The sequence below is a fragment of the Arthrobacter sp. P1_H7 genome (assembly GCF_056405215.1).
The window spans coordinates 32,697-45,269 of record NZ_JBFUCO010000016.1; the positions used below are offsets into that span (position 1 = coordinate 32,697).

Genomic DNA, 12,573 nt, shown 5'->3' on the forward strand with positions numbered 1-12,573 from the left:
CCGGAATGAGGCTCCTATTGCGGCCCTCTGCGACAAATGGGTGATCGGGGGACCCGTGGCCCCGGCGTCATCCCGGCCTCGCTGCGGGTGCGGCGGAGTGGATCTCCGAGCCGGCCACGTACGGCCGTTCCGGTTACTTCCGGCCGCGAGGCCGGTTCCGGAGCGCGACGGCCTCTTCGGCGACGGCCACGAGCCGCCGCGCCGACTCGTCCCAGCTGAAGTCTGCGGCCCGCTCCACGGAACGGCGGGAACGGGCTTTCCACAGGGCAGGGTCCTCAAGCGTGCGCACCGCCTCGGCAAACTCCGCCGGAGAGTCCGGATGCACGTAGCTGACGGCGTCGTCGCCGACTTCCCGGAAGATCGGGATATCGCTGGCAATGACCGGCGTGCCGTGCGACATGGCCTCGACGAGCGGCAGTCCGTAGCCCTCGGCCCGGGACAGGCTGATCAGGGCGGTGGTGCGTGCCAGCAGGGCCTCGTACTCGGCGTCGGTCACGCCGTTGTGGAAGACGATGTTTGCGCCCTCCGGGGCCAGGGCCTCGAGCTCGGCCCGCCGCTCCGGGGCGATGCGGCTGAGCAGATGGAGGGTCATGTCCGGCAGCTCCGCCATGCCGCGGACCATGGTCTCCACGTTCTTGTAGGGCATGAAGGAACCCATGTAGAGCAGCGTCTTGTCGGCCCCCGCCCCGGGGTCGCGGGGGGTGTGGCCGTGCTGGGGGGCGTTGCCGACAATCCTGACGGGACGCCGGGTGAGCCGGTACTTCGCCATCAGGGCCGCCGTGGTGGAGCTGATCGTTGCCACGATGTCCGCCCGGTTCAGCAGCAGCCGCTGGGGCCAGAAGGCCTTGTGGTACAGCCGCCACAGGACCCTGACCGGGGCCGGCAGGAATCCGGGAGGGGTGGGGTGCTCATAGTAGATGAGGTCGTGCAGGGTCAGCACCAGGGCGTACTTCCGGCCCCAGCTGCCCATGGTCTGCATGGGGCACACCACCACGTCCGCGCCCAGCTTGTTGACCTTGGCCGCCACGAAGAGTTCGGCCGGGGACAGCGGGCTGTTGATCATGGTGTACGGAACATCGGGCAGGAGCGCGAGCTGGCGGGGGTCGCTGATCAGCATCGAGACGTCGGCGATCTTGGCCGCCGCCGCGATCAGGCTGGCGCCGTAGCGGCTGATCCCGTCGTGCTGGTCCAGCCGGGTGAAGCGGGCATCAATGAGAATCTTCACGCGGCGTGGTCCTTCAGGAAGCGTCGGATGTAGCGGGCGGCGGGTTCGGGGGTTTCGTAGTGGATCAGGTGCCCGACGCCGGGAATGACTTCCAGCCGCCCGTCAGGGAGCCGCGCCGCGAGTTTGTGCTGGTCCGCCAGCATGGCGATCTCGTCCTTCTCTCCCGCGATCAGCAGCACCGGAAGCGACAGTTCGCCGGCCACCTCGGTGACGTTGCTGCCCACCGAGGCCTTGAAGGCCTGAAGCAGGCTGTCCCGGTCCGCGAACGACGAAAAATAGGCGCTGTGCTGGGCGTGCACGAACCGGCGGATGTCTTTGTCCCCGGTCTTGGCCATGGTCACGCTCATCACCCGCACGATCGCCTGGCTGCGCAGCAGGGCCAGCCCGAACCGCTGGGGAAGGCGCGCGGCGGCCTCATAGTAGAGCACCGCAAGCTTCGTCATCAGGCCTTTGGGCCCTTCGAGGGCAGGCGCCGCGATGGGATTGACCAGGATCAGTTCGGCCACGGCGCCGGGCTTGGCCGCCACGAAATGGCTGGCAATGATCGAACCGAACGAATGCCCCAACAGGACTGTGTCCGCGCCCAGTCCCAGCGCGGCCATGAAGCCTTCAACGAATTGGCAGTAGGCGGCAACGCTGTGCCCTGTTCCTGCGAAGGCAGCCGAGCTGCCGAAGCCCGGCAGGTCCGGCATGATCAGGCGCATGTCCGTCAGCTGGTCGGCTACCCGGAGCAGGCCGTGGTGGTCGCCGCGGAACCCGTGCACCACCAGGATGGTGCGCGTCTCGGCGGTGACCTCGGCGGGTTCGTAGACCCAGTACGCGATCCGGGCGCCGTCAACCTCAACGGCCGCGGCCCGGGTGCGGGCGTCGAGTCCGCCGCTGAACAGGGGCGCGCGTGAGGGCCCGGTATCCACTTGTTCCATTAGTTCGAATCCTATGCGACGTTGTCGGGGTGGGAACCGGTCCGGAAGCCGCGTTCGAGGCCGCCGACCTCCGTCATATCCAGCGGGGAGAGCTCAAAGTCGAAGACCTCGAAGTTTTCACGGATCCGCCCGGACGAGCTGGCCTTGGGGATGGCGATATTGCCCAGCTGCAGGTGCCAGCGCAGGATGATTTGCGCCGGCGTGCGGTCGTGTTCGGCCGCGAGGGCCAGGATCACCGGGTCCTTCAGGACCTGGCCGCGGCCCAAAGGACTCCACGCCTCCGTGCGGATGCCCAGGACCTCGTGCTTTTCCCGCAGTTCATCCTGCTGCAGCCAGGGATGAAGCTCGATCTGGTTCACGGCGGGCACCACCTCCGCCGTTTCCAGGAGCCGGTCCAGGTGTTGCGGCTGGAAGTTGGAGACGCCGATTGCGCGCACCTTGCCCTCGCGGTACAGCGTCTCCAGGGCCCGGTACGTTTCCGGGAACAGGCCACGGCGTGCGCACGGCCAATGGATCAGGTAGAGGTCGATGTACTCCAGGCCGAGGTTGGAGATCGAGGTGTCGAACGCGCGCATGGTGGCGTCGTAGCCGTGGTCGTCGTTCCAGACCTTGGTGGTGATGAAGAGGTCCTGGCGGGAAACATAGGGTGCGGTTTCCCCGGGGCCGCCGCCGGTGCCTTCAAATCCGGACAGGGCACCGATTCCCTTGCCGACGCCGGTCTCGTTGCCATACATGGCGGCGGTGTCGAAGTGCCGGTAGCCGGTCTCGACCGCCATGGTCACCAGGCTGGCGGCGTCGGCCGGGGGGACCTTGTACAGCCCGAATCCCAGCCGGTCGATCAATACGCCGTTGTTCAGGGTCAGCCGGGGGGAGAGTCTCATGACAAAGACTTTACCCACTGGCGCTGGCGGGTGCCGGACCGCAGTTGCTGCGGTCCATGCCGGTTGCGGTGCCCCGCGGCCACTCAGCTCAGTCCGTCGAAGCGGACCAGTCTGCGGGCGCTGGCCTCGTCCAGGATCAGGTCGGTGGCCAGTCCTGCCGCCAGCGCGCCCCTGAGCCCGTTGATTTTGGAGGCACCTGACACCACGCAGATGCGGCGCCGGACCTGGCGGAGCTGGGCCAGGGCCGGGCCGGTGGACCGCGCGTTGAGCGTGATGCCGTCCGAGGACCCGTCGGCGCGGAAGAATACCGTGGCCACATCGCCCACCACATCGGAGTTCGCCAGCACGTTCAGGTCGTCTTCATCGAGGTAGCCGCCGGCGTAGACGTGGCTGGGGTAGTCGGCGTCGACCGATCCGACACCAAAGATCGCGATGCTCATCCGGGCCTGCAGCTCCAGGATCCGCTGAACACTGCGCTCATTCCACATGGCCTTTTTGGTCGCGGCGTGGTCGAAGAAGGCCGGCACGGGAAACTGTTCCACCCGTGCTCCGTAGGCGCTGCCGAACCGCCGCATGATGTCGGAGGCATAGGTGATGCCGGTGGTCTGCATGTTCCCGGCGCCGTTGAGCTGGACGATCACGCTGTCGTGGGTGATCTTGCGCGTCAGGTGCCGGCTCACGGCACTCAGAGTGGAGCCCCAGGCGACGCCGATGATGGCGTTGGAGTCCACCAGCGGTCCGATCGTCCGGGCGGCCTGCATGGCCACCCGGTCCAGTGTTTCCGCCTCATTGAGGGTGTCCACCACCGGAACGACATGGACATCCACCTTGTATTCGGCGCGGATCATGCCCTCGAGTTCGGGCCCGGTGTCCAGCGGGCTGCGGATCTGGATCTGCACCAGACCCGAATCGCGCGCCGCCGACAACAGCCGCGAAACCGTGGACCGGGACGTCCGGAGCTCGCGGGCGATGGCATCCATGGTCAGGTCCTGCAGGTAATACAGCTGGGCCGCGCGGAGGGCGTCGGACTGGCGTGATTGCATCGTGAAATTTCCCATCTGCACGTTTGTGCATAGTGCTTGACTCCATTTTCCATTAGTCCAAAGAATAGTGTTGAACGGCGCCGCGCCACGGGCGTGCCGCACAGAATCAAACCCAAGGGAGCAGTTTTGGGACAGAAGGACTCAGTCGGCACACCGGCGAACGATCGCGCCTCGGTGCAGAAGCTGCGAACGCGGCGGCACGCGCAGGTTCTGATCATCGGAGGCGGAATCAACGGGGTCGGCACGTTCCGTGACCTGGCGCTGCAGGGCGTGGACGTGGCGCTCGTTGAGCGCGGCGATTATTGCCAGGGCGCCAGCGGCGCCTCCTCCCACATGATCCACGGCGGCATCCGGTACCTCGAAAACGGCGAGTTCCGCCTCGTCCAGGAGTCCGTGACCGAGCGCAACAGGCTTCTGCGGATCGCACCGCACTACGTCAAGCCGCTGCAGACCACGATCCCGATCTTCAGCACCTTCTCCGGAGTCCTGGCCGCCCCCATGCGCTTCCTGACCCACAAGCAGGGCAAGCACACCGAACGCGGGGCGTTCCTGATCAAGCTCGGCCTGAGCATGTACGACTTCTTCTCCCGCGACGGCGGCACGGTCCCGCGCCACCAGTTCCGCGGACGCAAGCGCGCCCTGGCCGAGCTGCCCGCGCTGCACCCCGGGATCAAATACGCGGCCACCTACTTCGACGCCTCGGTCCACAACCCCGAGCGCCTCACCCTCGACGTGCTCCAGGACGGCGAGAAGGCCGGCGGTGCGGACGGCCACGCCCGCGCCAGCAACTACGTCTCGCTTGTCTCGCTGGGTGGCTCCGGGACCAGCGGCACCACCGGCACCCCCGGAACCACGGTCCAGTTGCGCGACGAACTGACCGGCGAGATGTTCGACTTCACTGCCGACGTCGTCGTGAACACCACCGGCGCCTGGGTCGACCTGACCAACGAGGCCATGGGGGCGGCGTCGTCGTTCATGGGCGGCACCAAAGGTTCGCACATCGTGCTGGACCATCCGGAGCTGCTCGCGGCGTGCAACGGCCGCGAGATCTTCTTCGAGCACACCGACGGCCGGATCGTGCTGATCTATCCGATGGGGGACCGCGTCCTGGTCGGCACCACCGACGTCGACGCCGACATGGCCCAGGACGCCGTGTGCACCGAGGCGGAAATCGACTACTTCTTTGACCTGATCGGCCACGTCTTCCCGGACATCCCGGTGGGCCGGGACCAGATTGTCTACTCGTTCTCCGGTGTGCGCCCGCTGCCGAAGCATGACGCCACCCAGCCCGGGTTCGTCAGCCGGGACTACCGGATCGAACGCCGGCAGGCGGCGGGCGGAGCCGTCCTCAGCCTCGTCGGCGGCAAGTGGACCACGTTCCGGGCCCTGGCCGAGCACCTGAGCAACGACGTCCTGGCCGAACTCGGCCTGGAACGGAAGGTTTCGACGGCGAAGCTCGCCATCGGCGGCGGAGCAGGGTTCCCGGACAGCGAGGACGGCGTCCAGCGCTGGATCAAGGCCCACATGTCGGCCGGCCGCGACGCCGCCCGCGTCACCGGGCTGCTGACCCGCTACGGGACTCGCGCCGAAGAAGTCATCCGGTTCCTGGACGGGCCGGCCGGCGGGCCGGACCGGCTGCTGCATTCGACGCGTGAGCTGAGCACCCGCGAACTGGAGTTCATGGCCACCCACGAGCAGATCGGGCACCTCGTGGACGTTCTCATCCGCCGCACCTCGTTGGCCTTCCGCGGACTGGTGACGGGGGAGCTGCTGAACGAAGTTGCCGACACGCTTTCGGGCCCGCTCGGCTGGGATGCGGCTCGCCGGGCCATGGAGATCAGCCACGCACAGGAGGTGCTTCAGCGGTTCCACGGTGTCCGGGTCCACAGCCTGGTCGCCTGATATGACTTGCGTGCCCGGGCAGGGAAGCCCGGGTGCAAGCACTGCGCGGTCCGCCCCGGCGGCCGGCGCAGTGGCTGGCCGGCAGCACGAACATGCTGCCGGCCCCACGGCTTCCAAACTCGCGGAGGCCGACAACAGAAAATAGAGGAGTCAAAGATGTCTCTTGGAATAGTTTTCCTATCCGAATTATTCGGTACCGCCATGCTGACCCTGCTGGGTTGCGGCGTGGTGGCCAACGTTGCGCTCAAGAGCACCAAGGGCAACAACGGCGGGTTCCTGATGGTGACCTGGGGATGGGGCATTGCCGTCTTCTCCGGTGTCTATGTTGCCGCCATCTCAGGTGCGCACCTGAACCCTGCCGTGACTTTCGGCCTGTTGGTCAACGGCAAGAAGTTGTACGCCCCCGGCGTTCCGGTCGACTTCGCCTCAACCCTGACCTACTTCGGCGGTGAACTGACCGGTGCCTTCCTGGGCGCCGTCATCATGTGGCTGGCCTACCGGCAGCACTTCGATGTCGAGCAGGAGCCCGCCAGTCAGCTGGCCGTCTTCTCCACCGGCCCGGCCATCCGCTCGAACCCGTGGAACCTGATCACCGAGATCATCGGCACCTTTGTCCTCGTCTTCGTCATCCTGACCTTCGGCGGGACACCGTCCGGACTCGGCCCGCTGGCGGTCGCCCTGCTGGTTGTCGGCATCGGTGTTTCCCTCGGCGGCCCCACCGGCTACGCCATCAACCCGGCCCGTGACCTGGGCCCCCGCATCGCACACGCCCTCCTCCCCATCAAGGGCAAGGGATCCTCCGATTGGAGCTACTCCTGGATCCCCGTCGTCGGACCCCTGATCGGTGGCGGCCTCGGCGGCCTCGTGGCCGCGGTTGTGCCGATCATCCCCCCTGTACTGCCCCTCTGATTGCCAGATCAACTGCCACGCTAAACAGACAAGGACGTCAATATGAACCAGTACGTAGTTGCCATCGACCAGGGCACCACGAGTACCCGCGCCATCGTGTTCGACCACAGCGGCAGCATCGTCTCCTCCGGCCAGATGGAGCACGAGCAGATCTTCCCCCAGCCCGGCTGGGTGGAGCACAACCCCGCTGAAATCTGGAACAACACCCGCGAAGTGATCGGCTCGGCTCTGTCCAAGGCGAACCTGACCCGGCACGACATCGCCGCCGTCGGCATCACCAACCAGCGCGAAACAGCGGTGGTGTGGGACAAGACCACCGGCGAGGCGATCTACAACGCCATCGTGTGGCAGGACACCCGCACCCAGCCGATCGTGGACGAACTCGCGAAGGACGGCGGGGTAGAACGTTTCAAGCAGAAGGTGGGCCTGCCGCTGGCGACCTACTTCTCGGGCACCAAGATCAAGTGGATCCTGGATAACGTCGAAGGCGCCCGGGCCAAGGCGGAGGCCGGTGACCTCGTCTTCGGCAACACCGACTGCTGGGTGCTCTGGAACCTGACCGGCGGGACCGACGGCGGAGTGCACGTCACGGACGTGACCAACGCCTCACGGACCATGTTCATGGACCTTGAGACGCTGTCATGGGACCAGGAGATTCTGGACGCGTTCGGTGTCCCGGCCTCCATGATGCCGACCATCAAGTCCTCCTCCGAGGTCTACGGCACGGTGCACACGTCCCAGTTGCTGCGCGAGGTTCCTGTGGCCGGCATCCTGGGCGACCAGCAGGCGGCCACGTTCGGGCAGGCGGCGTTCGATGCCGGGGAAGCCAAGAACACCTACGGCACGGGCTGCTTCCTGATCTTCAACACGGCCGAGGAGATTATCCATTCCAAGAACGGGCTGCTGACCACCGTCGGCTACAAGCTCGGCGACGCGGCGCCGCACTACGCGCTGGAGGGCTCCATTGCCGTCACCGGTTCCTTGATCCAGTGGCTGCGGGACAACCTCGGCATGATCAGCAGCGCCCCGGAGGTCGAGACCCTCGCGGCCTCGGTTGAGGACAACGGCGGGGTGTACATTGTTCCGGCGTTCTCCGGCCTCTTCGCGCCGTACTGGCGCTCGGACGCCCGTGGCGCCATTGTGGGCCTGACCCGCTTTGTTACCAAGGCCCATATTGCCCGCGCGGCGCTGGAGGCCACCGCCTTCCAGACCCGCGAGGTGCTCGACGCCGTCAACGCCGACTCCGGCGTCCCGCTGACGGAGCTGAAGGTCGACGGCGGCATGGTCGCCAACGACGCCCTGATGCAGTTCCAGGCGGACATCCTCGGCGTGCCGGTCATCCGTCCGAAGGTGGTCGAGACGACGGCGCTGGGCGCAGCCTACGCGGCCGGCCTGGCGGTCGGATTCTGGAAGGACCTGGGCGAGTGCTCGGCCAACTGGGCCGAGGACAAGCGGTGGGAGCCGCAAATGGACCAGGCCGAGCGGGAACGCCAGATGCGTCTCTGGAAGAAGGCCGTCACCAAGTCAATGGACTGGGTTGACGACGACGTGAAGTAGGCGCGCACACTGACCCGCCGGGTGCCGCCCCGGCGGGTACGGCTTCGGCGGACAAAGAAGAGCWCCGGCCAGGGAAACCTTGGCGGCCCGCATCACCCTCTGGCGGTCGATCTCAAGGGCACGGGTGTTGATCCTGTCCAGCACCGCGCTGGTGAGCCTGGTGATCTTGACCAGGTCCATGAACTCTTGGTCTTCGCCGCCGACTGCTGTCACCTTGATGAGCCCGGTCCCGGCTGAGTAGAACTTGCGCTGGTGGCCGGCACTTGGTGGGTCGAGCGGGTTGAACTCATCAATCACCAGCACGTCGTTGTAGCATCCCGTGGGGACGCAGACTCGTTGGTCCTTCGCGAACACGTCCCCGCAGTCCAGGAAGTCCACGGTGGGGGCATAGGCCTGGACGTATGCAGGGGTGTTCCGGTGCGGCTTGGCCTGCATGGCGATGCCGGCCCGGGCCCTGTCGATGCCGCTGATGAACGTGCTGGGCGCGCCGACCAGCTCCCCGTTCTCGTACTCCTCCGGATATTCGCCGAAGAGCCAGACGGTCCCTTTCTCCGTTTGGGCGAAGAAAGCGAGTTCGGACTCCACGAGTTCACCGTCGGAGTAGTCCCGGTCCCAGACCACGATCGTCTTGACCCCGTCAATGACCTTGGTTAGCCCTGTGACGGTGCTGACAACCGTGCGGGTGGTCGTCCCGTCCGGGGAGATTACTTTGCCGGTTGTGGTGTATTGCATCCCGGGCCTGAGCCTGAGCCACTGGTTGTCGATATTCGGTTTTGCCGGGAACGCGGAACGGTTGAACCTCAGCACCGAGCCGGGGCCGCACAGTTCCTTGGTACTCGTGGCCGCCGCCGGCGCGGCGGCGGCCGTCGCCGCGGCCGCCGTCGCCGCCGTCAGTGACGCCACCACCAGCAAGACCGCGGAGCAGTAAGCGGTAAATCTTTTAGATAGTGGTGTCATCTGACTGGCCTCTCCTTGTTTGGTGGTTGTTGCTAGGCGGCTGGTACAGGCTCCGGCTCGCGGGGCTGGCGGTCACGTGCCGGACCCTTCTTGGCGAACCGCAGGTAGAGCGATGGAACGATGAACAGGTTGACCAGTGTCGACGTCACCAGCCCGCCCAGAATCACCACGGCCATGGGGTGCTCAATCTCATGGCCGGGCCGGTTGCCCATCACCACCAGCGGGACCAGGGCGAGGGCGGTGGCGAGCGTGGTCATCAGGATTGGTGACAAGCGTTCGGCTGCGCCCCGCAGGACCAGGTCCCGGCCGAACGGCACGCCTTCGAACTGCTCCAGGTGCTGGCAGTGGTTGATGAGCAGGATGCCGTTGCGGGCGGCGATGCCCATCACTGTCAGGAACCCGACCAGCGAACCGAGTGACAGGATTCCGCCGCTCATGTGCGCGGCGATCACCCCGCCCACCAGTGCCACCGGCAGCGTCAGGATGCCCAGCACGGCAAGCCGCCAGCTCCGGAATGCCGCCTGGAGCAGGAGGAACACCACAACCAGGGCGCCCATCGCGAAGAGGAGAAGCCGCTGCGAGGCGGCCTGCCGCTCCGCGTATTCGCCCAGGATCTCGGCGCTGTACCCGGTGGGGAACTCCACCGACTGGAGATCGGATTCGAGTTTCTCGACGACTTTAGCGAGATCGCCTTCCTTGACGTTGGCGCTGACATCGAGACGGCGGGACCCTTCAGAACGCTCAATGACGTTGGGAGTGGGCTTTACCGTGATCTTGGCGACATCTGCCAGCCGGATCTTCTGCCCGCTGGGAGTGTCCAGCGGGAGGTTCTCGATGCTTGTCACACTGGTCCGGATGGCGGGAGGACTCCAGACCTGGACATCGTAGGCCTTGCCGTCCCGGTAGACGTCGCCGACCTCCTCGCCGGAGACCAGCGTGGCTGCGGCACGGCGGACGTCACCGGGCTTCAGGCCATAGCGGTTGGCGGCGTCCAGGTTCACCTCGACGTCCACCTGCGGAACGTTGACCTGGAGGGCGACTTTGGCTCCGATGGCCCCCTCGATGCCGGCCAGGGCAGTCTTGACCTTGTCCGCCTGCTTCTTCAGCGTGTCGAGGTCATCGCCGTACACGCGGACCACGATCGAGTAGCCCGTTCCGGTGAGCACCTCGCGGACACGTTCCTTGAGGTAAGTCTGGACGTCCCGGTGGATGCCGGGATACCCGTCCACGACCTGCTGGATGGAGGCCAGGGTCTTGTCGTAGTCGACCGAGGGGTCAACGCTGATCCAGTTCTCGCCGAAGTTGACGCCCACCACCTCATCAGCGGCGAAAGCCTGACCGATGTGGGACCCGCAGTTGTTGACACCTGGAATGGTCATCAGCTCCCGGCAGGCCAGCTGGCTTACGCGCACTTCCTCGGCGTTGGAGGTGCCGGGTTGCGTGACCCAGTGCATGAGGAAGTCACGTTCCTTGAACGAGGGCAACAGCGACTGACCCAGGAGCGGGGCCGCTATGATTCCGACGACGCCGAGTGCCGCCACCGCGAGGTAGCCCGGGAGCGGGCGCTTCACAATGGGCCGCAGGGCGGCGCCGTACCAGCGCTTGAGAACACGGACCACCGGCGGATCCCGGTCTTCCAGCTTGGCGTTGCGCAGGAAGATGTACGCCATGGCCGGCGTGACCGTGAGGGCCACCAGCATGGACGCCATCACGGCCAGGGTGTAGGCAGTGGCCAGGGGGCGGAAGAAGGCACCCGTCAGTCCGTCCAGGAAGAAGATCGGCACCGTGGCGGCGACGATGATCAAAGTGGCGTAGACGATGGGGCCGCGGACTTCCAGGGAGGCATTGACGACCACGCGGGCGGTGCTTTCGGTCCCGCCGCTGGCCCGGTGGTGCCGGAGCCGTCTGACGATGTTCTCGACGTCGATGATGGCATCGTCCACCACGACCCCGACGGCAATCACCAGCCCCGCAAGCACCATCGTATTAATTGTGCCTCCGGTCCAATACAGCACCAGCGCCGCTGCCATCAGCGACAACGGGATCGCCGTCACGCTCACCAGTGCTGTCCGCCATTGGAACAGGAAGACACTCAGCACCAGGACCACCAGGAAACAGCCCAGCAGCAGCGCGAGGCTCAGGTTGCCGAGCGATTCCTCGATGAACGAGGCGGGCCGGAACAGGGTGGTGTCGACTGCGATCCCGGTCAGGCCGGGCTGCAGTTCCTTCAGCGCTTCCTCGACCCCGCGGGTGACTTCGAGGGTGTTGCCCCACGGCAGCTTTTCGACGATCAGCATCAGTCCGGGGCCGCCATTGATGACCGCGTCACCGATCAGTTGCTGGTGGTCCTCCACGACAGTTGCCACGTCGGCGAGCTTCAGGGGAGGCAATCCCTCACGTTCCTCCAGCGGCACCTCGGCAAGGTCCGCCGGAGACGTGATGGGTTGTACGTGCCTGATGGTCAGGCTCTGGCTGGGTGTTTCCAGCGCCCCGCCGGTGCCGATCAAGGCGCCGGGTGAGTACTTGAGCAACCCGGCGTCCAAGGCGTCGGACGTGGAGTTCATGACGTTTTCCAGCGTCACGTTGTTGGCTGCCAGCTTGGCCGGATCAACCTGGACCTGGAGCATCTGAAGGCGTTCGCCCCAGATCGCCACGTTCGCCACGCCCGGCACCCGCAACAGGTGTGCCCGGATGTTCCAGTAGGAAACCATGGACATTTCGATCAGGGAGCGGGTCTCGGAGGACAGCCCGATCTTCATGACACGGCTGGTGGAAGACAGCGGCTGGAGCATCACCGGCGGCGCGGCCCAGGTAGGCAGGGTTGGTATGACCGTTGCCATCCGCTCAGACACCAGCTGCCTGGCGGTGAGCAGATCGGTCCCGGGCTTGAACTCCATCACGATGGCGGACAGCTGCGACACAGACTTCGACCGCATCTGGTCCAGGCCGTCTATGCCGTTGAAGGCCTGCTCCATCGGAACCGTGACGAGTTCCTCGACTTCGGAGGCAGTGAGACCCAGACATGCCGTCTGGACCTCGACACGGGGCGGTGCGAACTCCGGGAAAACATCCACCGAAGCACTGCTCAGTTGCGCGCCGCCCACGATCATGAGGGCGGCCGCCATCGCAATGATGATGGACCGGAACCTCAGACTTGCAGCGACAATCCGGCGCAT

At 66.0% G+C, this 12,573-nt stretch carries 10 protein-coding genes; 4 read left to right on the forward strand and 6 right to left on the reverse strand.

The window, feature by feature from the left end; all coding sequences use genetic code 11:
- Positions 1-133 precede the first annotated feature (133 nt).
- The 4 genes from AC1DXI_RS15500 to AC1DXI_RS15515 form a co-directional block, all read right to left on the reverse strand.
- Complete coding sequence (locus AC1DXI_RS15500; RefSeq protein ID WP_476939359.1) at positions 134-1,225, reverse strand: glycosyltransferase family 4 protein; 1,092 nt, start codon at positions 1,223-1,225, stop codon at positions 134-136.
- Positions 1,222-2,148 carry an alpha/beta fold hydrolase gene (locus AC1DXI_RS15505; protein WP_476939360.1) on the reverse strand — a complete coding sequence of 309 codons (927 nt, stop codon included), beginning with the start codon at positions 2,146-2,148 and terminating at the stop codon, positions 1,222-1,224. The genes AC1DXI_RS15500 and AC1DXI_RS15505 overlap by 4 nt, the downstream gene beginning before the upstream one ends.
- 11 nt (positions 2,149-2,159) lie before the next feature.
- Positions 2,160-3,029 (reverse strand): aldo/keto reductase, encoded by an 870-nt coding sequence (locus AC1DXI_RS15510; RefSeq protein ID WP_018773128.1) that lies wholly within the window; start codon positions 3,027-3,029, stop codon positions 2,160-2,162.
- 83 nt (positions 3,030-3,112) lie between these two features.
- The gene (locus AC1DXI_RS15515; RefSeq protein WP_476939361.1) at positions 3,113-4,072 is read right to left on the reverse strand and encodes a sugar-binding transcriptional regulator; all 960 of its coding nucleotides are present in this window, start codon (positions 4,070-4,072) and stop codon (positions 3,113-3,115) included.
- Between the two features lie 126 nt (positions 4,073-4,198).
- On the opposite strand from AC1DXI_RS15515, the gene AC1DXI_RS15520 reads away from it, so the two are divergent.
- The 3 genes from AC1DXI_RS15520 to glpK all read left to right on the forward strand — a co-directional run bounded on the left by AC1DXI_RS15520 (position 4,199) and on the right by glpK (position 8,440).
- Complete coding sequence (locus tag AC1DXI_RS15520) at positions 4,199-5,974, forward strand: glycerol-3-phosphate dehydrogenase/oxidase (RefSeq protein WP_476939362.1); 1,776 nt, start codon at positions 4,199-4,201, stop codon at positions 5,972-5,974.
- A gap of 156 nt (positions 5,975-6,130) precedes the next feature.
- A complete protein-coding gene (locus AC1DXI_RS15525; protein ID WP_476939363.1) occupies positions 6,131-6,883 on the forward strand; it encodes an MIP/aquaporin family protein in 753 nt (250 codons plus the stop codon).
- A gap of 42 nt (positions 6,884-6,925) precedes the next feature.
- Positions 6,926-8,440, forward strand: coding sequence for a glycerol kinase GlpK (gene glpK / locus AC1DXI_RS15530; protein WP_018773124.1), 1,515 nt, complete (start codon positions 6,926-6,928; stop codon positions 8,438-8,440).
- Here glpK and AC1DXI_RS15535 read toward each other — a convergent pair.
- Positions 8,408-9,172 (reverse strand): hypothetical protein, encoded by a 765-nt coding sequence (locus AC1DXI_RS15535; protein WP_476939364.1) that lies wholly within the window; start codon positions 9,170-9,172, stop codon positions 8,408-8,410. The two genes, glpK and AC1DXI_RS15535, sit on opposite strands and share 33 nt — an antisense overlap.
- Between AC1DXI_RS15535 and AC1DXI_RS15540 the strand changes: the two genes are divergently transcribed.
- Positions 9,159-9,368, forward strand: coding sequence for a hypothetical protein (locus AC1DXI_RS15540; RefSeq protein ID WP_476939365.1), 210 nt, complete (start codon positions 9,159-9,161; stop codon positions 9,366-9,368). The genes AC1DXI_RS15535 and AC1DXI_RS15540 overlap by 14 nt on opposite strands.
- A 61-nt stretch (positions 9,369-9,429) precedes the next feature.
- Here AC1DXI_RS15540 and AC1DXI_RS15545 read toward each other — a convergent pair whose 3' ends face one another.
- Positions 9,430-12,573 carry an efflux RND transporter permease subunit gene (locus tag AC1DXI_RS15545; protein ID WP_476939366.1) on the reverse strand — a complete coding sequence of 1,048 codons (3,144 nt, stop codon included), beginning with the start codon at positions 12,571-12,573 and terminating at the stop codon, positions 9,430-9,432.

Coding starts and splice junctions, on each gene's coding strand:
- AC1DXI_RS15505 (WP_476939360.1), bottom strand. CDS start 2,148: ATGGAACAAGTGGATACCGGGCCCTCACGCGCGCCCCTGTTCAGCGGC.
- AC1DXI_RS15510 (WP_018773128.1), bottom strand. CDS start 3,029: ATGAGACTCTCCCCCCGGCTGACCCTGAACAACGGCGTATTGATCGAC.
- AC1DXI_RS15515 (WP_476939361.1), bottom strand. CDS start 4,072: ATGCAATCACGCCAGTCCGACGCCCTCCGCGCGGCCCAGCTGTATTAC.
- AC1DXI_RS15525 (WP_476939363.1), top strand. CDS start 6,131: ATGTCTCTTGGAATAGTTTTCCTATCCGAATTATTCGGTACCGCCATG.
- glpK (WP_018773124.1), top strand. CDS start 6,926: ATGAACCAGTACGTAGTTGCCATCGACCAGGGCACCACGAGTACCCGC.
- AC1DXI_RS15545 (WP_476939366.1), bottom strand. CDS start 12,573: ATGCGCCGGATTGTCGCTGCAAGTCTGAGGTTCCGGTCCATCATCATT.